Consider the following 21,630-nt stretch of genomic DNA (forward strand, 5'->3'; position numbering starts at 1 on the left):
AGTATCGTAGTAATCCCTTATACATATATTACCTTTACCCTAGTATCTCCCAGACAGGGATTATCAGAGCAGTAAACTGTATATTGTTCGTTATATCCTGATTCATTGGTGTAATAAAACTTGGCTACTTCTCTGAATCCTCCTTCAAATCCGCCTACACTAAATACGGCTTCTCCATAATGAGAAGGATATGCAAAACAGATATATTCATCCTTGCCTGCATTTACTCTGAAATTCATTTCTGTAGCTTGCCGTAGTTCTTTTGTAAGAGATTCAATAAAGTTGGAATCATAAGTAGTAGAAGATGATACACCGTAATATATATTATTCATAAACTTAATATCAATAGTTTTAGATTTGATGGTAGTTCCATCATTTACCTTTAGTGTGAATGATTTATTGCTGTTGAATGGAGTATCAAATGTGAAAGAACTGCCTGTCACAGGTACATCATTAATAAATTGTTCCGTTGCTGGCTGGCTTAACTTCCAAGTAAGTGTTATACTGTTAATGTTAGTTCCTATTTCCTGTACTGGTTCTACGTTACTGGTAAATGAAGTTATATTAATAGCTTCGTACAGCAATGAATCCAATGTGTCTTTCACAGTTGTACTGTCATATCCTACATTTTCAGCAAGTAAATCGGAACTTGTTACGAACTTGGAATCATTTATTAAATCAGACGTGAAATTAGGTATTTCACTAGTATCAGCTTTAGCAGCCAGTGCTTCTTCCAGTTCTTTTAGTTCCTTATTAATACCTGTCGAATCAAAATCAGATAAATTAGTAAGTTTGGTTTTATCTTCATTAGTATAATCATTAGTAGATAATCCTTTGCCAGATTCTTTATCAACCTTTTTTGCCAAGTCTACAACATTGGTAAACTGTGCATCATTGGAAAGCTCCGTTGTATATTTGGGAACTTCATCTTTGGAAGCAAAGTTTCTATCATTCACTAATTGACTAAGTTTAGTAGGTACACTATTTATATTGACATAATTACAGTCATTTTGCAACTCGCTTACTTTGGTAGGCAAATCATCTCTGGTGATAAATCCCATATCATTTATCAACTGACTTAGCTTAATCAGTCTTTCCTTTGATTCAGAACAGCAATATTTAAGACCATCTTTATCTGCTACTATGGTATAAGCCCTAATCATTTTATAGCAGTGACTATCATCATTCTTTATAAATGTACAGATAACATTATAGTCTCCCAAAAGCATTTCCTGCTGTTGTTCGGCTGTTACTTCAAACTCAATACCTTTCACTAAAGTACTGTCATAAAGAACAGTATCCCCTAAATCTTCTTCCCTCTCTTTAAGGACTATATCAACTATTCTGGCATCTGCTACATATTTCTTGGATGGAACTGTAGAATGTTGATACATCACTTCCAAATCAGTAACAGCAGATAAATCTACATAGCCGTTGCAATCCTTTATAGTCCAAGTAAAGCTAAAATCATTGCCTTTAATTATATACCTCATCGTCTTTCTCTATTTGCTTAGTAACTGCATTATCTAGTGTCTGTACATTCACCTGTACAAATGATTTGTCACCGTTTTCAATAGCTGGTAAATCCAGATTCTTCCTAATTTCATTTGGAGTAATCACACCAATCTGGAACAGCGTATTATAGTAGCTAGCCAAACTTGCCTTATCTGCTCTAAGTAGAACTGAAGTATCAAAACGCACATCTATATTATTCCTTTCAGAAGGCTTATATAGTTTACGTTCAAATTCCAGTTCTATCTTTTCCAGTAGTGGTGAAAGCGTATCAGTCAAGAAAGCTAGTTGAGTAGCTTCTACTGTACTATAACTGGATTTGGACAAATCAAATGCCTTGACTGGTGACACACCGAAGAATCTGCAAATATCAATCACATTAAACTGTCTAGTTTCCAGTAATTGTGCATCAGACGGATTCACCGTAATAGGCTGAAAAGTCATATTGCCTTCCATCACAGCCACGCCATTAGGAGTACCAGTAATAGAATTAAAAGCACTGCTCCAAGCTGTTTTAATGTCCTGTTTCTGTTGTGCCGTTAATGAGGATTCCACTTTAATAATGCCAGCCAGATTAGCACCTCCTTTGAAAAATCCTTCTGCGTGCGCTTCTGAATCGGCAGTCAGTCCCAGCGTGTTTCTGGCGTGCTTCAAGGTGCTTATACCTGTAATCCCATCATAGCTAAAATTCAAGATATGAATCATATTGATAGCTTCTACCAGTTGGTTCATCCCTGTAATGTTGTACATCTTCTTACCGTTTTTAAAAGTGACTGATACAGAATCTGATTTTAGAAATATCAGTTCTTTGGCATCACCTTTTTCATCTCTGTTAATAAGAGCATAGCCATTACCTGTAAGAAGCACACTGGTAACCAGTGTCTTGATAAAAGTAAATCTGCTCATTTGGTCATTCGGTTCTCTATTCAACAGCCAGTATGTAGGATGCTTGGTAAACTTGGTTTTAAAGCCCTCATCATCTACATAATACGGTTCTAACGGCAACTGTGCTACAGAATCACTTATCACGTCTACACATCTGTAAACAGCAGATAGCAACATAGCTTTTGATTCTGAATATGTAGTAGCTGAATTATAAAATAGAGAATCTGAAAGAAAGTTGTAGCTACGTTCTTCTTGTCTAGCTTCTTTCTTTTTAAATGGATGGAAATTGAATTTCATTAAAATGTAAATATTTGGTTTGTGTAGTGTGGTACTTGCAAATACATACCTAAAGCCTGTATCATAGATATAGTTCCATCTATCTTCTTCTTGTCTACTTGTTTGTTAGGTTTGATATTGCCGTTATGGTCTGACTTCAAAGTCACATTCCTAAAGCAATACCTGTTTATTTCGTTATTGTCTATTATTGCTTTACCAGATAATATAAGCCGTTCCATCTCTCTGGTAGGCTTATTAAAGTTGGCTAATGTCTGTGCGTATTCTTCAAGTGGCAATCCTTTTTCTGTCGAATCAATAGCCCACTGTGTAGCATTATACTTATCATATCCTACAGCCTGTATATTAACTACTTCTGAATATTTAAGCATATCAGTAGTTATGTAATCATAATCGGTAACATTACCAGCAGTAACAGTAAGTAAACCAGCTCTTTTCCATAGCTTATAAAGTTCCTTGTCTGTCTTGTCTGTAAGTGCCGATTCAGGAAGGTAGTAATGAGTTTTAAAATAGTATTTATCACTATCAACGACTAAATAAGATACAGCAGTTAAATCACTGGTAGCAGCTAAATCCACTCCAATATAACAGGGTAATCCCCTAAACTTTGACAGGTCTACTGCTTGTGTACACTTTATAATACTTTCATCAGACAGCCAGACTGTAGCACTGTCACACCATTGGTTAAGCGTCTTGGTACGTACTCCCACTTCATCAGAAGGATTATTAATAGCTTGTTGTACTTGCCCTTTGATGTATTTACTGGTAACAGTGACATTCAAATTAGGTGCAACTTTCATCCAGTTCTTTTCACTTCTCCAATCATCATCAGCATCTAAAGAATAGATGGCAATAAACATTTCATCATCTGACTTTAACTCATTCAGCACTTCTATAGCTACAGTTCTTAATTGGTAACAAGGTAAAGTTTTGTCGAATCCAGCAGTAGTAATAGTACACAGGTGTGGATTCTCACGCATACCCATACTGGATTTTATTACATCCCTTACCTTACTTGTTTTGGCAGCGTGGTATTCATCCAGTAAACCGAAACTGGCATTAAATCCATCCAGTTTGCTATCATCAGCAGCAAGTACCTTCAATTTACTATTAGTAGCCTTAAACAGAATATCAGCCCTGTAAGCTGTCAAATATTTGCCTTTGGTATCCAGTCCCTTACTAAACTTGGAACACATATCAAAAGCTATCTTTGCCTGTTCCTTACTGTTTGCTGCCAGCAAGACTTCTGCACCATCTTCACCATCAGCAATTAGATAATACAAACATAAGGCGGCAGCTAAAGCAGTCTTACCTTGCTTTCTGGATACTTCTATGTATGAACTGGTGAATCTCCTAGTTCCTGTACCCTTCCAGTAAAATCCCAGTATATTAGCTATAATAAACTGTTGCCAGCCTTCCAGTATGAAGTTACTGCCAGCGTGCTTGCCTGTATAATGTTTCAAAGTGCCAATAAAGCTAATAGCCCTGTCTACTACATCTTCCCTAAACTCCAAATCATCCCTCAATAAGTCATTCTGGAATCTCTTACAAGCCAGTTTTATTGTATCGCCTGTTACTATTTCATTATTAAGAACCTTACTTGCATACTCATAGTAAAGTTTCATCATCTAACTTCTTTCTTACCAGTAACAATGAACTGTTCTAATGGTGTGGATTCCTCGTCATCCGTTTTATCCATCTTTGGTAATTTGGTACGTGCTTTGGCTGTCAGTCCAAATTCCAACATAACTTTCATAGCCTGTGTTTGTGCATCCTTTGCAACTTTTACCAATGGATGTGGTGCTATATTACCTCTATCACTGGTAACTGTCAAACCGTCTATTTCCAACTGTTTGGATGCCTTGATAAATGTACTGTAATTTCTTGCCAGCATATCTAAGGCAGCATTATCTATATTCTCTAAAACACCTCTATTTTCAAGCTCTGCAAGTACTCCTTGTATGTATTCAGCAGCTTCTTTTTCTATACCTTTGGGAATTGAATATTTCTTCATAGTATTACGTTTTTTATTTTCTAAATAGTAAAGCTAAAAAGGTACTCAATTACACATAAAGAGACTATAACACAATTAATTAAGAATGTAATACATTCATTTTGACACCCTATTTTATTTCAGTAAATTTGTATAGAATTAAAAATCAAACACTATGGAAAGAACGTGTAATTATCCGATAGAAATTAAGTTTAAAATAGACCTGAATACAGAACTGCTACTGAATGAACTATGCGATTTATTAAAGAAAGACAGGTCTAAAATATTAAGATTGATAATCGCTGATTTCTTTGACAGGAATCTGGATTTAATAGACAAATATAAAGAGACAGACAACAAGTTAGATAGGGAAAAACTGGTAGAAGCAATACTGAAAGACTTCTATGGATATAACAGGCAAACAATGAATGAATACCTACGATTTAAAAATGAAAAAGACAATCCCAAGTAAAGAAGTATTGGAACAGTATATATATGACTATGGAATAGATAAAACAGCACAGATATTTCACATATCAACAGAAGAATTAGATAAGAAGATTAACTGGAAACCACAATACGAGCAGTACAGCTACAATCCAGCAATAGCCAAACCACTTTCATCACAACATAAGCAAATTATGGCTATCATAGCTAAACACTACCCAGATTTACTAAAGCAGTGCACCAACTATTATAAAGACACTATTTATATGTCCCAGAATGTAGAAGATTTACTTCATAAAGCTATAATCAAATGTTTGGAAATAGGACTGGATAAAGTAACGGAAGACGCCGTTCTGAAATTAGTAAAGATACAGTTCTATACAGCCAGAAAATACGCACAACTGCAAAGTTACACTATGAAGAAAAAGATATTTCCACTGGAAATAGCTACGGAAGATGGAGAATATATAATACCTACAGAATACTACAATAATGCCATATTTAAAGAAAGCGAAGAAACAGCGTAATCCATCAAATAACAGGATAGAAAGACAGAAGATTTATAATACTGACAGATGGCACAAACTTAGAGCTAGCAAACTAATGCAGTCACCATTATGTGAAGTATGCTTATCCAAAGGTGTAATCACTCCTGCGTTTCACATCCATCATATAGACAGCTTTATGAATTATGAAGGAATGAAACGCAAAGAAGTGGCTTATAATCCAGGTAATTTAATGTCTATATGTGAACAGTGTCATAACAAATTACACAATCAAATTCAACGACGGTAGAATGTTCCTTTTTTTATTGAAACTATTTTCTTACATCTGTCGTTAATTTCAATTCTATTTTCACAATCAGTATAAACTACTATACGCTTATCTACAAAATCATCGTCAAACGAAGTTGCAGTACTACCAATATATAAAGTACCAATAATTGTCTGCGCATAAATCTCAACCTGTCCTAGATAAATATTATCCACTAAATTCACTTCTTTAGTAGGCATAGAAAGATTTCGTATGCTAATTCCAGATATTTCAGAGCGAATTATATCTATTTTATTACAATCAATTAAATGGCTTTTATTTATTTTACAAGATTCAAAACGAGCAAATTCCAACATATTAAAAACTACACCTTCAAAGGAACAATCTTTAAACCCGATATTAACCTTACCGTGGAATCTATCATTTTTTTCGAAAGAAATATTTCTCAATGTCAATTCTGTTTCAAGAAATACAGTATCTAAATTCTGAAATAACAGTTCTTTAACTACGCCTATTAATCTGATTTTATTTCCAGAAGAAAAATTTGCAGAAATAAAGTCACAAAAGATATTAGCTACAATAGACTTATACCTTTCATCCTCTTTAGCAATTTGAAACAATGCGTATGCACCACCTATAGCAATTCCATCATTATCACTATTTAGATACCCCACAGCATCACCAAAACGTTTATCAATATTAGTTTTTTCAGCAATATTATTTTGCCTTGTTTGTTCACCTATTTTCTTGTTGTTAAGATATAGACCATATATAACACAAGCACCACCAATTATACTTAAACAAGTAGCTAGTACTTTCCCTTTAGCTTCTGGATTATCTTCTCCATACAATATATCAGACAGACAAAATAATACACAAAATACAATTATAATCAATATTACTACAACATATTTAAACGCATTAGATGCAAAAATTAGATTCCAACTATTCTTACTTTTCATAATTATAAAGATTAAGTTTCGAGCAAATATAAATATAATAAAACAATAAACATCAGACCTTACCAATGAAAATTAAATTAAACATCCAATACATTCAGAATCTTACTAATAACGAAGCGTTCACCTACTTCTGTACACTAGTAACAATAGCCAATAATCCAGATGCAACAATTAAAGATGTAGTACGTACCTGTGGTATAGGTGAAACTACCGTATTCAAGCATTTAAAGAAATTTGATGAGCTAAGATACTTAGACATAGATAGAACTGGAACATATAACACATACAGCTACACTGAACCTGATAGACTATATATAACCATAGATTCAGACCTGCTTAACATTAATGGCAATAAGAACCAATTAGGAGCACTTATACGGCTTAAATCATATACCAGAATAGGCACTAATATTGTAGACCTCTCACTTAATCGAATAGTCCACGAAGTAAGCATACAGCACGACAGCATATACTTTGCCCTTGAAAACGAGATACTGGAAAGAAATGATAAAAAGACATACTTTACCTTCATTCATCCAGCATTCACGCACATCTGGTAGGCAAATACAGAGCTTAGAAACACCTGTACACTATTTTTTAAAATTTGTGTATCTTCCAGTTTTTATAGTCAAAAAGTTTTATTATCTTTGTATCAGCAAATTAGAAGAAGCAGCTACTATCATAAATGCTTCTATTGTTGCGAAATTCTGACTAAAATATGGAACTAGTGAATAATAGTAGCTAGTTCCTTCTTTTCGATTCATTTTTCATAATTCATATAATCCCTTTGGGATTCCATTGTTAAAAATGCAGTTCTTCCCTGCATTTTCTTAAATTAGTAAATTGAAACAGCGAATAATAGGCGTAGTGATACGCTTATTATTTTATCCCAATCCTTACCAAAATTTGCAAATGCTACCTTATACCATACTAAAAAAGTAAGGAACTCAAGACCAAAGATTTTAACCAGATTAGCTTCTAAATTCAGATTTACTACTATTCAGATTACTTACTACCTAAATTTAATATGTAAAAACCTATGAAAACCTTAAATATAAATTCAACTAATGGATATTTAAACTTACCTGATTTACCACATAATTGTATCTTTAATAAAGTAGTTACTGGCTGTGGTGGTACTACTGTAGTCCTCTTTAATGATGAATCCTATATCATTGCAGTACCTACTACAGAACTTATCGTAAATAAGACGGGCTTAACAGAATCTGGTCTTACTACTATTACCTCCTATGATGGCAAAGAACAGTCTGTATTTGGATTATTCGGTACTTTTACTTACCAAGCCAAAAAAGAACTAAAGAAATATGCTTCCAGCACTGGAATAAAAAAGATAATGTGTACTTATGATAAGATGGAATATTTGGAGCAGTACCTAAATCCTACCGATTTCAGACTGCTTATAGACGAATATCACATATTGCTAAAAGCATACAGTTATAGACAGAAAGCTGTTGACGGTGTACTGGACTGCTTTAGAAAGTACAAATCATTCTGTTTTATGTCTGCCACTCCAATCAGTGCAGATTTCACTCCGTCCATCCTTTCAGATGTGGAACTGGTAGAAGCCAAATGGGATAATACAGACACTTTAATAGTAAAATTAGACCAAACCAATCATCCCTATGTAAAGGCAGCCAATTATATAAACGCTTATAAGAAAGACGGCTATCTGGAAATAAACGGTAATAAAAGTACGGAAGCATACTTCTTTATAAATTCAGTTACAGATATAGCTTCTATCTTAGAATATTGCCAACTTGGTAACGATGAAGTAAAGATTGTATGTGCAGATAATCCGTCAAACAGGGACAAATTAGCAGGATATACTATCAGCAACAGTAGAAGTACCAATAAGCCATTTACTTTCATTACTTCCAAATCATTTGAAGGTGCTGATTATTTCAGTGAAACAGGTATGTGCTTCGTGGTTAGTAATTCCAGCAATACTAATACCCTGCTCGATATATCCACTGACATTTACCAGATAGCTGGCAGAATCAGGACTGAAAGTAATCCGTTTAGAAACATAATGGTACACATCTTTAATAGCGTGGGAAAAAGGAAGCTAAACCTAGATATTACCTACGAAGAAATGGTACAAAGAATGAATGATGAAATAGAAGGTGCAAACGAATTAATTGCTGCTATCAACAATAGTAGCAAGAAAGCTAAGAGTATGGCTGAAAAGATGCTTAACAGTGCCTATGCTGTGTGTGACAAAGAAGGTAACTACTTCCTTAATGATATGCTGGTAAAGTTAGACCTGTATAATTTCAAATTGGAAAAGGTTATCTATAATAATGGTATCGCTTTAAGAAAGGAACACAATGCAAACGGGAATATGACCACTGAATTAGAATATGAAAGACTAAACGAAACAATGAATAAAGCAGGAAAGAAACTATCTTTTAAAGATGCTTTCCTTAGATATACGGAACTACTACAGAATCTGGTTATTACTCCAGAAACAGACGAAATAGTTAGAGTACAGCCATTAGTAGTACCTGCCTATCACAAATTAGGAACTGATAAAGTTAGAAGTTTGCGATATATCAAAACAGCTATAGAAAAAGCTCTTATCAGTCTGGAATCGGATAAAAACAGAGACACGAAGATAGTACAAATACTTAGCAAGCAGATAAAGACTGGATTCTTTAGTAACGCTGATATTAAGAGCTGGATTAGAGAAGCGTATGATATACTAGGTATTACCGATAAAGTCAAAGCTACAGACCTTGATAGATGGTTTGATTGTAAACCTGTCGCCAAGTGGATTGACGGTAAAACAGTCAAAGGATATGAGATTTACAGACCAAAGATAGTATTCAAGTAAAGATACACCAAAACAACATTCAATTAAATAAACGATTATGATTTACATTACACTTATTGCAGCAGCACTATTATCAACTTACTTAGTAAGATTCACAGTAAAAGAGATTAAGCAACACATCACGAAAGAAGCAGATAGGATTATCAATACAAGACAATAAATATATTAACCTAATTAGCCTGTAATGAAAATGCACAATGGCTAATGTTTATGAATATGTAATATAGAAACAGGCTAGTAATCAAATTACTAGCAAATGGATAACTTTTTAGCAATGGAACGTAAAGGAAGGGACTTATTCAAGTCATTATTAGAAGATGGAAATATAACCAAATACAAGGAATCTACTGGCAGATATAATCCCGTAGATTTCTATTTAATACACAACGAAGATAAGATAGTAGCTGAAATAAAATGCAGGGATGTACGGTACGTTAATTATCCCACTCATTTAATGGAAACTGAAAAACTTAAAAGTCTACTAACTGTCAAGGATACTCACGATTGTAAAGCAGCGTGGTACGTCAACTTCTTTGGCGAAGATATATGCTTTATATATAATGCAGACAAAGTAAAGAATTTACGTTCTGAAACAGCGTACTGCAATTACACTACTGCCAATTACAACTACTACAAAACAACCAAAGGTGTTATTATGATACCTACTAATCTGGCTGGAATCTTTATCAGAAAAAATGGTAGATGGAGGAATGGTAGTTTGAAAGATATCACTACCTTTGCAACCTCAAAATGAGATTTACGAACAATAAAATTTAAAAATTATGGAAATGAAAGATGAAATTAAACTGAAAGAGTTAGAAAACGAAAAAAAACGTCTTGATAATCAGAAGGAACTAATTGAATTAGTCAAAGAGTTTATAAAGGGGACTCTCCATAATATTGTGTAAATAGAAAACTACGGGATTCAAGTTTTATACTTGAATCCCGTAGTTTTCTATTTACACAAAATCGTGGACAGTGCCTTCGAAAGTATTAGTAAGCCTATAACTAATGGGCTTACTATATACCTATTTTCATCATAAATCCATATTTGAGATATAAGCCCATTTAGATTTTAAGTCTAAGTGGGCTTTTTTCATATAAATATTTATTTAAGCCGTACTATTATTCCCAGCTTCAGCAATCTATTCAGTATTTTCCTTACCTTTAAAGATGATGTTCCAACTCCAAACTCATCACTCGTTTTATTAAGAAAGTCTAGTTCATCCTTATTTAAATCGAATTGGCTTATATCCACATCTCTATCTATTCCGTAAGATTCAATATTACTTTCCTGACTATTAAATAACAAGTCATAAGCTATATCATTCTTATGTTTCAAACCAGCTTCAATACCTTTACTTATTGCTTCTGCTATATTCTCATTACTAGAAGGTATAATGTCATTGGATTGTTTGACTTTATTAGCTTGATTAATCTTGCTAGCTTCTGTTTCTAGCATCAAGTTAGCTGCATCTTCTGAACTTATTTTAGCATATTTCTTAAATGCCATTTCTGTAGTATGCCCTGTTATTCTCATAAGTATATGACTATCATAACCACGTTTCAGCATATTACTAATGAATGAACGTCTTCCTGTATGTGTACCTATCAATTCATATCTACAATAAGTAGTATTAGTTATTTTTGAACCTCTATCTTCTGTTACAATATGTTTGCCTATTATACCTGCCTTTTGTCCTGCTTCCTTTATGTATTTCAACATAGTATTCTCACGTACTTTGGGTACTTGAAAATTATACTTTTCCAGTATCTCTAAAGCAACAGGAAACAATGGTATTGAAACTTTATGTGTTCTTTTCTTTTGCACAATTTCCAATATCTTCCCATTATTGAAGTCTTTAACAGTACCACCATTTAACAATTGCATATCACTGAACCTCTGCCCTGTCCAACATTGTAATACAAAAACATCTCTAGCCTTTTCTTCTAAGCCTTTGAGTTCTAAAGAATACATTTTGTTTACTTCTTCTTCTGACAAATATATTTCATTATCATCACCTTCCCTACTTTTGGGCTTCTTATACTGATTCAACTTTGCAGCAGAAATATCTATCAAACCGTATGGCTCTGCTCGCTTAATAATTGAAATTAAAGCTGTTACTTTATTTCCAACAGTACTTGTTTTAGTAGTCTTCCCCTTGCCTACCTGTCTATTAAACAGATAAGTCTCATAATCTTTGATTAGAGCCAAATTTATGTCAGTAAACGTTATATCATCTCTATCTGTTGCTTTTAAAAATTCTTCAAATACTTTTAAATGTCCCAAATAAATAGCCAATGTATTCCTTTGTCCATCTGATTTTATCGTTTTATCTTGGCTAATAGTCCTACGAAGCCATTGAACAGGCTTTTGCAATTCTTGTTGTTTCACCATTTTGTCTTTGTAAATATATTTCTTTAATAAAAATAAGCTATTATCAATCTCATTTGGATTATCGCAAATATAACGCTTAAATTCAAGAAAGTCTGTTCTAAGTTTATTTATTTCATCGTTTACTATTGCGTTATTTATATTATCCAATTCAGTTAACCGTGGACTTACATACGCTTCCTGCTTTTTAGTATTCCACTGGTCTGGATATACCCTAACACCAGTTGATAACTTTACCTGCTTTTTATCTATTCGACATACTAGATAAATATTCGTTGGTTTGTCACTTTTCGGTTTCCTCAAATTAAAACTAGCCCTAACTTCATTGAAAAAAATCTGCCCTATCATAATCGGTTCTTTAAAATGGTTCTTTTTTATTGTTCTTCACTTTGGTTCTTTTAGGGCTGAAAAGTGACATATTGATAACCAAACCATATTTATAAGTTACTGATAACAAATAATTGTTACTTCCTTTTGAATGTGCAGGAAAAAAACTAATTTTACATCGAATTAACAAGATTGAATATGGACGACTTTTTTACATCAGAGGAAAAAAAGGAGCTTTTTTCACTCTACCGGCATTTGTTACAATCTGCAGGAGATAGCATTTCCTGGAAGGATTGCCTAAAGTTAAAGAGACATCTTATCAAAGCGGCCCAGTGTAACGGTCTGCAACGCAATAACTTCGGGATGAATCCCGTCATCAGAGATTTACAAACGGCAGTGATCGTTGCCGAGGAAATCGGTATGAAAGGTTCGTGCCTGATCGGTATCATGTTGCACGAAATCGTGAAGGGGCATGTATTGTCTATCGACGAGGTGAACGCCGAATATGGGGATGACGTAGCAAGTATCATCAAGGGATTGGTGAAAACGAACGAGCTGTATGCGAAGAGTCCGGCTATCGAGTCGGAAAACTTCCGTAATCTGCTGCTTTCTTTTGCGGAGGATATGCGTGTAATCCTGATTATGATTGCGGATCGTGTGAATGTGATGCGCCAAATCAAGGACACGGGCAACGAGGAGGACCGGCTCAAAGTGGCGAACGAGGCTGCTTACCTGTATGCTCCGCTGGCACATAAGCTGGGATTGTACAAGCTGAAATCGGAACTGGAAGATTTGTCTCTCAAATATACGCAGAAGGAAACGTATTATTTTATCAAGGATAAGCTGAACGAGACGAAGGCGTCCCGCGACAAGTATATCGCTGCTTTTATCGAACCGATCCAGAGGAAGGTGTCGGAAGCAGGATTGAAGTTTGACATCAAGGGGCGTACCAAGTCGATTCATTCGATATGGAACAAGATTCAGAAGCAGAAAACGTCTTTTGAGGGGATTTATGACTTGTTCGCCATCCGTATCATCCTCGATTCGGAGCCGGACCCGGCTAAGGAGAAGCAGGAATGCTGGCAGGTTTATTCGATTGTTACGGATATGTACCAGCCGAACCCGAAGCGTCTGCGCGACTGGCTCTCTATCCCGAAAAGCAATGGTTACGAGTCGTTGCACATCACTGTGATGGGCCCGGAAGGGAAATGGGTGGAAGTGCAGATACGTACCCGCCGCATGGACGAGATCGCGGAACGCGGATTGGCTGCTCACTGGAGATATAAAGGTATCAAGGGTGAAACGGGTCTGGACGAGTGGTTGACTTCTGTGCGGGAGGCGTTGGAGAATGCAGACAACGATTCACTGAAAGTGATGGATCAGTTTAAGATGGATCTCTACGAGGATGAAGTGTTTGTCTTCACGCCCAAGGGGGATTTGTTCAAGCTCGCCAAAGGGGCTACGGTATTGGATTTTGCTTTCCATATCCATAGTAAGTTGGGATGCAAGTGTATCGGCGCGAAAGTGAACGGCAAGAATGTGCAGCTCAAACAGAAACTGAACAGCGGCGACCAAGTGGAGATCATGACTTCAAACACCCAGACGCCGAAGCAGGACTGGCTGAACATCGTGACGACTTCCAAAGCGCGTACCAAGATAAGGCAGGCTCTCAAAGAGATGGTGGCACGCCAGCACGCTTTTGCCAAGGAGACGCTGGAACGGAAATTCAAGAATCGTAAGTTGGAATATGATGAAGCGACCATGATGCGCCTCATCAAGCGTTTGGGCTTCAAGAATGTGACGGAGTTTTATCAGCGGATTGCCGACGGTGGACTGGACGTTAACGAGATTCTGGATAAGTATGTGGAGCAACAGAAGCGGGACAGTGATACGCACGATGAAATTGTGTATCGCAGTGCCGAAGGGTATAACTTGCAGGCTGCGCAACAAGAGGAAACGACGTCTAAGGAAGATGTTCTGGTAATCGATCAGAATCTGAAAGGGTTGGAATTCAAGTTGGCTAAATGTTGTAATCCGATTTACGGGGATGATGTGTTTGGTTTCGTTACGGTAAGCGGTGGTATCAAGATACACCGGGCGGACTGTCCGAATGCCAATCAGATGCGCGAACGTTTCGGTTATCGTATTGTGAAGGCTCGTTGGGCGGGGAAATCGGTAGGTACGCAATATCCTATCACGCTGCGGGTTGTAGGGCATGATGATATTGGCATCGTGACTAATATCACTTCTATTATATCCAAAGAGAATGGTATCACGCTGCGCTCCATCGGTATTGACTCGAACGACGGTTTGTTCTCCGGAACACTGACGGTCATGGTGGGTGATACGGGACGTTTGGAGGCTCTTATCAAGAAATTACGTACTATAAAGGGAGTAAAACAAGTTAGCCGGAATTAATTCCGGCTACTCTCCTATCTTACTTTCTTCTTTATATAATAAGGATAGGTAATCAATACAAAGAAGAGTAAAGCAATGGATGCTACTATCTGTCCGGTATGTAGCATCTTATCTGTATCCAATTCCATGTAGCAGGCGGTAACGATTCCCAGGGAAATGCCGATTTCGGTTGCCAGCAGATGGGTGGTGTTGGCTGTTCCGCGTTGGCAATGGTGGGATAGCTTTACGAACATCACCAGAAATTCCGGCAGGATAAAGCCTAAGCCCAGTCCTAAGAGTACGGAGGAAATGCCTATGGAGATGTCTGTATTCAGTAGGGACATGGCTACGATTTCCAATCCGAGTCCTATAATGACCAGTCGCAGTGTTTTCTCTTTCAGGAAAAACAGACGTGCAAAGAACAGGGAAACGATGTATCCGAGGGCTGTTCCTACAAAGAACGGTACGGGGATTCCTGTGTTTCCGAGTACGAAATCGTTTAGGAAAGGGTGTACCATGGGAACCAGCAGTCCCGGAATGAAGGTTATCAGGATCAGATTGATGGCAGGAACCCATCCACGAAGCAATAGGAAGCGGTCGAAGGAATAGAGTTTGGTGACAATCGGCGCACGGAAAGGTACGTAGACTCCTGATAACATGAGGATTCCGACAGCTCCGGTTATGACAGATACAGTGAGCAGGGTTTGGAAGGATTGGCTTTGATAAAGCCATACTCCGAGGATAATGCCTGCGATCATTCCCATACGTGCCATCCAGGAGAAACTGACGTTTCCCGCACTGCGCAGTGTGGAGTTGGTGATGTCAATGGCCAATGTGATGCCGGCTGTTGTGCCTATGCCAAAGGCAAGCCCTTGCACGGTGCCCAACAGAATCAGTTCTGTGAGGTTGGTGACAAAGGCGTATCCGATGGTCGCCACTACCATCAGGACAGCAGCAAACATACAGACGTACTTACGCTTGTATGCATCTACCAGATAGGCATGGAAAGGACCGATGAGGAACATCCCCAAGGTGAAAAAGAGAAAGATTACTCCTGTCTGTGCAGCCGGCACTCCGAGACGGTCGGCCATCTCTACGGAAAGCACCGGAAATAACACATACAAGGATATAAACAACAGCAAATTAGCTACACATATCCGCATAAAATGAACTGTCCACAATTTAACTGCCATATACTATATTTAATATTGTTCCTTCTCGTTGGGGAAGTAGCAATTCTTCACGTCAGAAACGTAACGGCTGATGGCATCGGTCATCACCGTGTACAAGTCAGCATAACGACGCAAGAAACGCGGACGGAATCCGTTGTTCATGCCAAGCATATCCTGAATCACCAATACCTGACCGTCTACGTGTCCACCGGCACCGATACCGATAATAGGTATGGTCAGTTCGGATGCTACGCGTTCGGCAAGGGTTGCGGGAATCTTTTCGAGTACAATGGCAAAACAGCCTGCTTCTTCTAATAGATGGGCGTCGCGAATCAGTTTTTCGGCTTCGGCGTCGTCTTTGGCACGCACGGTATAGGTGCCGTATTTATTGATGGATTGAGGCATGAGTCCCAGATGTCCCATTACCGGAATGCCAGCGCATACGATGCGTCTCACCGTGTCTATGATTTCTTCACCACCTTCGAGCTTCAAAGCGTCAGCGTGGCTTTCTTTCATGATACGGATGGCAGAAGCAAGTCCTTCCATCTCGTTGCCCTGATAGGATCCGAAAGGCATATCAACCACTACCATCGCACGTTTCACGCCGCGTACCACGGATTTGGCATGATAGATCATTTGGTCGAGTGTGATAGGAAGTGTTGTCACATTACCTGCCATTACATTGGAAGCGGAGTCGCCTACCAGGATTACGTCCATTCCCGCACCGTCTACAATCTGTGCCATTGTGTAATCATAAGCAGTCAGCATAGATATTTTTTCACCTCTCTGTTTCATTTCAACCAGGCGATGAGTAGTCACCTTTCTTGAGTCATCTGATATATAACCAGCCATGTCTTTTTAAATTAAAAATTAATGATTAAAAATTAAAACGACGTCAAGCGCCTTCAAAAATCGCGGCAAAGTTATAACATTTAATTCATAACAGAGAAGGAAATGCAAAAAATCCTTTCAAACACCTCGCTTGGATAGCTGGGGAGGCGGTTGGAAGGATTCTGTGAGGTATAATAAAAGCTCCTTAACAATATAAGGAAGCGATTTATCAAGTGCAATAATGCGTTTCGGATTTATTCTTTCTCTTAACGATGCAGGGTCAGGAGCTTGTCGTAGGTCATGCCGGTGAAGTCGTCTATTATATAATGTGCTTTGCCAGTGATAGCTTCACGTGTATTGGTGGTGGCAAGTCCGATCACTGTTGCCCCGGAAGTCATTCCGGCTTGCAGGCCGTGGAAAGAATCTTCAAAGACGTAGGTGTTTTCGGGGGTGGCTTCAAAGATTTCCATCCCGAGCAGGAAGCAGTCGGGAGCCGGTTTGGAACGGGCAAACATCTCTCCGGTCAGGATGCGGTCTACCATTCCTTTAAATTCGGGGTGGGCATTGTAGACGTTAGCCATCTTCTCTTCGTTGGAGCTGGTGACTACGGCTATCTTTGCACCGTTACGGCGAAGATCGGCTATAAAGGCTTCTACTCCGGGGATGTATTCGTAGGACATCTTTTGCTCGTAAACGTAGAGTTCGGCGCTTATTTCAAGCTGGGCTTCGGGTTGGTCCGAGAAATACTTTTCATAGATTTGCAATAATGTCTGTCCCTTAATACGGCGGCCGAAATCTTCTTCATTCAGATATTTCCGTCCCTGCTCGTCCCAGAAGACTGTGTACTGCGTTTCTGTATCCATAATGACACCATCAAAATCGAAGAGTGCCGCAATCGTTTTCGTTGTATTCATATATAAACTTTCTTTTTACCTAAACGTTAAACCTTGTGTATCCGTCGTTGCAAAGTTCCGAATAATCATCGAATCAGGCAAATAATTCGTACCTTTGCAAAGCTAAAAAAAACGTAACATACGTTTTTATCCAACAAAATCTACTAGCGCATGAGCAAGAACGACCCACATATCTTAGGCAAAGAAAGTATCGGCAAATTGCTGTTACAATATTCCATTCCTGCAATTATCGGAATGACGATTACTTCTATCTATAATATTATTGATAGTATCTTCATCGGACATGGTGTAGGCCCAATGGCGATTGCCGGACTAGCCATCAGCTTTCCGCTGATGAATCTGGTGGTGGCTTTCTGTACATTGGTATCGGCGGGCGGTTCTACGCTGGCGTCTATCCGTCTGGGGCAAAAGGACATGAAGGGGGCTACGGAAATCTTGTCACACACGTTGATGCTCTGTATCACTAATTCGTTCTTCTTTGGTATTTTGTCTTTCATCTTCCTGGATGATATATTGGTTTTCTTCGGGGCCAGTAGCGAGACGCTTCCTTATGCGCGGAGCTTTATGCAGGTGATCTTATTGGGTACTCCTATCACTTATACGATGATTGGGTTGAACAACGTGATGCGTGCTACCGGATACCCGAAAAAGGCGATGTTGACTTCGATGGTGACGGTGGTAGCGAACATTATCCTCGCTCCTATCTTTATTTTCCACTTTGAATGGGGAATGAGGGGAGCTGCTACGGCAACGGTGATTTCACAGTTGATCGGTATGGTGTGGGTGGTGAGCCATTTTGTCAAGAAAGACAGTACGGTGCATTTTGAGGGGAATATCTGGAAGATGAAACGGAGGATTGTGGAGAGTATCTTCGCCATCGGTATGTCTCCTTTCCTGATGAATGTATGTGCGTGTGCCATTGTAATTATCATCAATAATAGTCTGCAAAATTACGGGGGTGATATGGCGATCGGTGCTTATGGTATCATTAACCGTTTGCTGACGCTTTATGTGATGATTGTGTTAGGTCTGACGATGGGTATGCAGCCTATTGTGGGGTATAACTTCGGAGCGCAGAAGATAGACCGTGTGAAACAGACATTGCGACTGGGGATTATCTCCGGAGTCGTGATTACCAGTAGCGGGTTTATTATCTGCGAGTTCTTCCCTCATGCCGTATCGGCTCTTTTCACGGATAGCGATGAATTGATTGATTTGGCCGTAGACGGTATCCGGCTGGCTGTATTGATGTTCCCGTTTGTAGGGGCGCAGATTGTGATTGGTAACTTCTTCCAAAGTATCGGGAAGGCTAAAATAAGTATTTTCCTTTCGCTGACGCGGCAGTTGCTTTATCTTTTGCCTTGCTTGCTACTCTTTCCCAACTGGTGGGGATTGGAAGGTATCTGGATTAGTATGCCGGTATCGGATGCATTGGCGTTTATTACGGCGGTTGTCAGTCTGATGATTTACATTAAGAAAGTGTCTAAACAACATCCGGAAACAGTAGCGGAATAAAGCATTAACTGCTTTACTCCGCCTGTTGGTTTTTATTCTTTATTCTGCTTTGATGCTCTTTACGGGGTTTTCATTGGCAACGTGCCAGGCTTTCACTACCACGCAAGCCACGATAACCAATAGTACCAGCAGGGCTATTCCTATAAAAAGTAACAAATCCATATCAATTCGTTCGCTAAACTGTTCCAACCATATTTGGCCTGTAAAATAGGAAGCGGCAGTACCTATCAGCACAGAGATTACGGAGATATTCAGAATGTCGTATATCAATAGTTTCAGGATGCCGGAGGCTTCTGCCCCATTCACTTTGCGTATGGCTATTTCCTTGCTGCGGCGTTGAGTTTCTCCATTCACATAGCCAATCAATCCCGTGATGACAATAAGCAGGATGAAGCAGGACGAAATCCAGACTGCGTTACGGAAACGGTATACGCTCTTATAGCCTTCGCGAATCATGCTGTCTACTGAATTGAAGTTCAGGGCTACATTCGGGAATGTTTTTGCCACACATTCGTTCAAGCGTTTCAGGTTCTCGTCATAGGGTTCTTTTAGACGAACATTGATGGTGTGATTGGCCGATTCTTTATCGGCAATCAATACGATAGGAGACTGACTGGAATAGAAACTTCTATTACGAATATCATCAAACACTCCCACGATGGTACCTTCTACCCCACTCACTGATTTTCCTACGGCACCATCGGTCCATTTCATCAAACGAACGAGTTCTTTATTTACCAATAGATCGCCTTTTTTCTTGATGGTAGTGCCTTCTGTTATTCTGATTCCCATCACATTCGGATAATCATAGTCGCACATATTGAAATTAAGGGTGGCAATGCGTTTGCCGTCGTTACCAATCAATCCACGTGTCCAATATTCTCCCAGTACGCTGTGTGTGGATGCCGATACCCCGTCCACCATCGGTTGGCGGAGCAACTCGTCTTTTACATGTTCTACTGTTTCGCCGGACATCCAGGTTTCGGCTTCTACCAGTCCCGGAATCTTGATTCCCATATCTCCATTCATCAGGTGAGAATATTGTAACAGGGTAACCAGCAATAGTCCGAGTACAAAGGAGGTACCCGTGAACTGGACAAATAGTAATGAACGTTTCCATCCTCTTTTTCCATCCGTATAGTGCCGGAATACCTGCGTGACGGGAATACGTGAGAACAGTTTTCCCGGTATGCCTCCTGCCAGGAGGAAAAGGACTACTACAGTGAGCAAGGGTATCCAAATGATGTCCCAGGCAAACAGTGAGGCAAGGCTGGTTCCCAACAGGTCTTCGATCAATTCGCCCATGTTGATTATCAACAGGAAGCTAAACAGGACGGATAGTAGAACCAATACTCCGGTTTCTGCCAGAAACATGCCAAAGATGTTTCCGGAACTGGCTCCACTGCATTTATGCACTCCTACGCTTTTTGCACGACGACTGATAGTGGCTATTGAAATCAACATATAATTCATGATGGCTACAAAAAACACTGAAAAGCCGAGGAAGCCGAATATCATCAAACGTTTCTGGGTATCGGCAGAATCCAGATGGCGTTTCGAAAGAGGAACAACGCTGTATTCCAACTTCCAGTCATCCCATTGCAAGGGGCTGTATTTTGCCATTACTTGTTGAATTTTGCTGTTCACCTTGTCTATATCCGACGCATGACGCAAGCGTGCAAAGGCATAAAAGATATCATTCCCATTCCAACCGTTACCACTCGCATAGCGACCATCGCGGTGGATGGTAATCACAAAGTCACGGGAGAGCATCGAATTTTCGGGTATGTCTTTATAGACGCCGCGAATTGTGAGCTCCAACTGCTTGTCGGCCGAAAGGGTTTTCCCAATAGGGTCTGCGCTACCGAATGTTTCACGGGCAAAATGTTCTGATACAAATATGCTATTCGAGATGATGAGATCTTTCGCGTTCCCTTTTAGTACGGGTATACCCATCGTTTCAAAGAAACAGGTGTCGACCATCATGTAATTTGCTTTTGACAGCAGTTTGTCTTCCTTATAAATATGATAAAACTGGGAAGGAAGTACACAGGTGGCTGATTCTATTTCTTCAGGCATATCCTGCGCCAAGGTAAAAGCTACCGGATCACAGACAGTATAGTCATAATTCATTCCGTCATCACCCTGCACTTCGCCGGTCGTCATATTCTGTGCCGCTATTCTCGCCATTATCAGATTCTCCGCTTCCGGGTAACATTTCTCATAGCTCATCTCAAAAGCTATTTGCGAGAAAAGCAAGATACCAACTGTTAGTCCTAAAGAAAGGGAGAGCACTCTTACGATATTCAAAGTACGCTCATGCAGTAATGTACGTATGCTATAATAGATTTGTCTCAT

At 38.8% G+C, this 21,630-nt stretch carries 19 protein-coding genes; 9 read left to right on the forward strand and 10 right to left on the reverse strand.

Annotated features, from left to right (window positions below):
• Nucleotides 1-17: 17 nt before the first annotated feature.
• The 4 genes from HMPREF9010_RS16800 to HMPREF9010_RS16785 are packed head-to-tail and all read right to left on the reverse strand — an operon-like array spanning nucleotide 18 to nucleotide 4,705.
• The gene (locus HMPREF9010_RS16800; RefSeq protein WP_008648055.1) at nucleotides 18-1,493 is read right to left on the reverse strand and encodes a hypothetical protein; all 1,476 of its coding nucleotides are present in this window, start codon (nucleotides 1,491-1,493) and stop codon (nucleotides 18-20) included.
• Nucleotides 1,477-2,694 carry a phage portal protein gene (locus HMPREF9010_RS16795; RefSeq protein ID WP_008648056.1) on the reverse strand — a complete coding sequence of 406 codons (1,218 nt, stop codon included), beginning with the start codon at nucleotides 2,692-2,694 and terminating at the stop codon, nucleotides 1,477-1,479. The genes HMPREF9010_RS16800 and HMPREF9010_RS16795 overlap by 17 nt, the downstream gene beginning before the upstream one ends.
• The gene (locus HMPREF9010_RS16790) at nucleotides 2,694-4,316 is read right to left on the reverse strand and encodes a terminase large subunit (RefSeq protein WP_008648057.1); all 1,623 of its coding nucleotides are present in this window, start codon (nucleotides 4,314-4,316) and stop codon (nucleotides 2,694-2,696) included. Before HMPREF9010_RS16790 ends, HMPREF9010_RS16795 begins: the two co-directional genes overlap by 1 nt.
• Complete coding sequence (locus HMPREF9010_RS16785; protein WP_004308833.1) at nucleotides 4,316-4,705, reverse strand: phage terminase small subunit P27 family; 390 nt, start codon at nucleotides 4,703-4,705, stop codon at nucleotides 4,316-4,318. Before HMPREF9010_RS16785 ends, HMPREF9010_RS16790 begins: the two co-directional genes overlap by 1 nt.
• 154 nt (nucleotides 4,706-4,859) lie before the next feature.
• Between HMPREF9010_RS16785 and HMPREF9010_RS16780 the strand changes: the two genes are divergently transcribed.
• The 3 genes from HMPREF9010_RS16780 to HMPREF9010_RS26490 all read left to right on the forward strand — a co-directional run bounded on the left by HMPREF9010_RS16780 (nucleotide 4,860) and on the right by HMPREF9010_RS26490 (nucleotide 5,926).
• The gene (locus tag HMPREF9010_RS16780; RefSeq protein ID WP_008648058.1) at nucleotides 4,860-5,156 is read left to right on the forward strand and encodes a hypothetical protein; all 297 of its coding nucleotides are present in this window, start codon (nucleotides 4,860-4,862) and stop codon (nucleotides 5,154-5,156) included.
• The gene (locus HMPREF9010_RS16775) at nucleotides 5,134-5,658 is read left to right on the forward strand and encodes a hypothetical protein (protein WP_225483473.1); all 525 of its coding nucleotides are present in this window, start codon (nucleotides 5,134-5,136) and stop codon (nucleotides 5,656-5,658) included. Before HMPREF9010_RS16780 ends, HMPREF9010_RS16775 begins: the two co-directional genes overlap by 23 nt.
• 76 nt (nucleotides 5,659-5,734) lie before the next feature.
• Nucleotides 5,735-5,926, forward strand: a complete 192-nt coding sequence (locus tag HMPREF9010_RS26490; protein ID WP_008648060.1) for an HNH endonuclease signature motif containing protein — start codon at nucleotides 5,735-5,737, stop codon at nucleotides 5,924-5,926.
• On the opposite strand, the gene HMPREF9010_RS16770 is transcribed toward HMPREF9010_RS26490, so the two are convergent.
• Nucleotides 5,914-6,867, reverse strand: coding sequence for a hypothetical protein (locus tag HMPREF9010_RS16770; RefSeq protein WP_008648061.1), 954 nt, complete (start codon nucleotides 6,865-6,867; stop codon nucleotides 5,914-5,916). The two genes, HMPREF9010_RS26490 and HMPREF9010_RS16770, sit on opposite strands and share 13 nt — an antisense overlap.
• A 65-nt stretch (nucleotides 6,868-6,932) precedes the next feature.
• Between HMPREF9010_RS16770 and HMPREF9010_RS16765 the strand changes: the two genes are divergently transcribed.
• From HMPREF9010_RS16765 to HMPREF9010_RS26695, 4 genes are all read left to right on the forward strand, one after another.
• Nucleotides 6,933-7,427 (forward strand): hypothetical protein, encoded by a 495-nt coding sequence (locus HMPREF9010_RS16765; RefSeq protein WP_008648062.1) that lies wholly within the window; start codon nucleotides 6,933-6,935, stop codon nucleotides 7,425-7,427.
• Between the two features lie 479 nt (nucleotides 7,428-7,906).
• Nucleotides 7,907-9,721, forward strand: coding sequence for a hypothetical protein (locus HMPREF9010_RS16760; protein ID WP_008648063.1), 1,815 nt, complete (start codon nucleotides 7,907-7,909; stop codon nucleotides 9,719-9,721).
• A 256-nt stretch (nucleotides 9,722-9,977) separates the two neighbouring features.
• Nucleotides 9,978-10,475 carry a hypothetical protein gene (locus HMPREF9010_RS16755; RefSeq protein WP_008648064.1) on the forward strand — a complete coding sequence of 166 codons (498 nt, stop codon included), beginning with the start codon at nucleotides 9,978-9,980 and terminating at the stop codon, nucleotides 10,473-10,475.
• A 28-nt stretch (nucleotides 10,476-10,503) separates the two neighbouring features.
• Nucleotides 10,504-10,629, forward strand: a complete 126-nt coding sequence (locus tag HMPREF9010_RS26695) for a hypothetical protein (protein ID WP_255342288.1) — start codon at nucleotides 10,504-10,506, stop codon at nucleotides 10,627-10,629.
• Nucleotides 10,630-10,829: 200 nt separating this feature from the next.
• Here HMPREF9010_RS26695 and HMPREF9010_RS16750 read toward each other — a convergent pair whose 3' ends face one another.
• Nucleotides 10,830-12,464 carry a tyrosine-type recombinase/integrase gene (locus HMPREF9010_RS16750; protein WP_008648065.1) on the reverse strand — a complete coding sequence of 545 codons (1,635 nt, stop codon included), beginning with the start codon at nucleotides 12,462-12,464 and terminating at the stop codon, nucleotides 10,830-10,832.
• A gap of 177 nt (nucleotides 12,465-12,641) precedes the next feature.
• On the opposite strand from HMPREF9010_RS16750, the gene HMPREF9010_RS16745 reads away from it, so the two are divergent.
• Complete coding sequence (locus tag HMPREF9010_RS16745; RefSeq protein WP_004308819.1) at nucleotides 12,642-14,861, forward strand: RelA/SpoT family protein; 2,220 nt, start codon at nucleotides 12,642-12,644, stop codon at nucleotides 14,859-14,861.
• A gap of 14 nt (nucleotides 14,862-14,875) precedes the next feature.
• Here the strand turns inward: HMPREF9010_RS16745 and HMPREF9010_RS16740 are convergent, their stop codons facing one another.
• The 3 genes from HMPREF9010_RS16740 to HMPREF9010_RS16730 all read right to left on the reverse strand — a co-directional run bounded on the left by HMPREF9010_RS16740 (nucleotide 14,876) and on the right by HMPREF9010_RS16730 (nucleotide 17,757).
• Complete coding sequence (locus HMPREF9010_RS16740) at nucleotides 14,876-16,033, reverse strand: MFS transporter (protein WP_008648068.1); 1,158 nt, start codon at nucleotides 16,031-16,033, stop codon at nucleotides 14,876-14,878.
• A 9-nt stretch (nucleotides 16,034-16,042) separates the two neighbouring features.
• On the reverse strand, nucleotides 16,043-16,864 hold the full coding sequence (gene panB / locus HMPREF9010_RS16735; protein ID WP_004295743.1) for a 3-methyl-2-oxobutanoate hydroxymethyltransferase: 822 nt from the start codon (nucleotides 16,862-16,864) through the stop codon (nucleotides 16,043-16,045).
• Nucleotides 16,865-17,109: 245 nt separating this feature from the next.
• The gene (locus tag HMPREF9010_RS16730; protein ID WP_004325784.1) at nucleotides 17,110-17,757 is read right to left on the reverse strand and encodes an HAD family hydrolase; all 648 of its coding nucleotides are present in this window, start codon (nucleotides 17,755-17,757) and stop codon (nucleotides 17,110-17,112) included.
• 150 nt (nucleotides 17,758-17,907) lie between these two features.
• Between HMPREF9010_RS16730 and HMPREF9010_RS16725 the strand changes: the two genes are divergently transcribed.
• A complete protein-coding gene (locus HMPREF9010_RS16725; protein WP_004295740.1) occupies nucleotides 17,908-19,272 on the forward strand; it encodes an MATE family efflux transporter in 1,365 nt (454 codons plus the stop codon).
• Nucleotides 19,273-19,311: 39 nt separating this feature from the next.
• Here HMPREF9010_RS16725 and HMPREF9010_RS16720 read toward each other — a convergent pair whose 3' ends face one another.
• Nucleotides 19,312-21,630 carry an ABC transporter permease gene (locus HMPREF9010_RS16720; protein ID WP_004295739.1) on the reverse strand — a complete coding sequence of 773 codons (2,319 nt, stop codon included), beginning with the start codon at nucleotides 21,628-21,630 and terminating at the stop codon, nucleotides 19,312-19,314.

The sequence above is a fragment of the Bacteroides sp. 3_1_23 genome, from assembly GCF_000162555.1.
Taxonomy (GTDB): domain Bacteria; phylum Bacteroidota; class Bacteroidia; order Bacteroidales; family Bacteroidaceae; genus Bacteroides; species Bacteroides ovatus.

What these genes read in the sequence shown, in the direction of transcription:
- HMPREF9010_RS16760 (WP_008648063.1), top strand. Translation starts at nt 7,907, where the DNA reads ATGAAAACCTTAAATATAAATTCAACTAATGGATATTTAAACTTACCT.
- panB (WP_004295743.1), bottom strand. Translation starts at nt 16,864, where the DNA reads ATGGCTGGTTATATATCAGATGACTCAAGAAAGGTGACTACTCATCGC.
- HMPREF9010_RS16765 (WP_008648062.1), top strand. Translation starts at nt 6,933, where the DNA reads ATGAAAATTAAATTAAACATCCAATACATTCAGAATCTTACTAATAAC.
- HMPREF9010_RS16740 (WP_008648068.1), bottom strand. Translation starts at nt 16,033, where the DNA reads ATGGCAGTTAAATTGTGGACAGTTCATTTTATGCGGATATGTGTAGCT.
- HMPREF9010_RS16745 (WP_004308819.1), top strand. Translation starts at nt 12,642, where the DNA reads ATGGACGACTTTTTTACATCAGAGGAAAAAAAGGAGCTTTTTTCACTC.
- HMPREF9010_RS16785 (WP_004308833.1), bottom strand. Translation starts at nt 4,705, where the DNA reads ATGAAGAAATATTCAATTCCCAAAGGTATAGAAAAAGAAGCTGCTGAA.
- HMPREF9010_RS26695 (WP_255342288.1), top strand. Translation starts at nt 10,504, where the DNA reads ATGGAAATGAAAGATGAAATTAAACTGAAAGAGTTAGAAAACGAAAAA.
- HMPREF9010_RS16720 (WP_004295739.1), bottom strand. Translation starts at nt 21,630, where the DNA reads ATGAGACAAATCTATTATAGCATACGTACATTACTGCATGAGCGTACT.
- HMPREF9010_RS16770 (WP_008648061.1), bottom strand. Translation starts at nt 6,867, where the DNA reads ATGAAAAGTAAGAATAGTTGGAATCTAATTTTTGCATCTAATGCGTTT.
- HMPREF9010_RS16730 (WP_004325784.1), bottom strand. Translation starts at nt 17,757, where the DNA reads ATGAATACAACGAAAACGATTGCGGCACTCTTCGATTTTGATGGTGTC.
- HMPREF9010_RS16795 (WP_008648056.1), bottom strand. Translation starts at nt 2,694, where the DNA reads ATGAAATTCAATTTCCATCCATTTAAAAAGAAAGAAGCTAGACAAGAA.
- HMPREF9010_RS16755 (WP_008648064.1), top strand. Translation starts at nt 9,978, where the DNA reads ATGGATAACTTTTTAGCAATGGAACGTAAAGGAAGGGACTTATTCAAG.
- HMPREF9010_RS26490 (WP_008648060.1), top strand. Translation starts at nt 5,735, where the DNA reads ATGCAGTCACCATTATGTGAAGTATGCTTATCCAAAGGTGTAATCACT.
- HMPREF9010_RS16800 (WP_008648055.1), bottom strand. Translation starts at nt 1,493, where the DNA reads ATGAGGTATATAATTAAAGGCAATGATTTTAGCTTTACTTGGACTATA.
- HMPREF9010_RS16790 (WP_008648057.1), bottom strand. Translation starts at nt 4,316, where the DNA reads ATGAAACTTTACTATGAGTATGCAAGTAAGGTTCTTAATAATGAAATA.
- HMPREF9010_RS16750 (WP_008648065.1), bottom strand. Translation starts at nt 12,464, where the DNA reads ATGATAGGGCAGATTTTTTTCAATGAAGTTAGGGCTAGTTTTAATTTG.
- HMPREF9010_RS16725 (WP_004295740.1), top strand. Translation starts at nt 17,908, where the DNA reads ATGAGCAAGAACGACCCACATATCTTAGGCAAAGAAAGTATCGGCAAA.
- HMPREF9010_RS16780 (WP_008648058.1), top strand. Translation starts at nt 4,860, where the DNA reads ATGGAAAGAACGTGTAATTATCCGATAGAAATTAAGTTTAAAATAGAC.
- HMPREF9010_RS16775 (WP_225483473.1), top strand. Translation starts at nt 5,134, where the DNA reads ATGAAAAAGACAATCCCAAGTAAAGAAGTATTGGAACAGTATATATAT.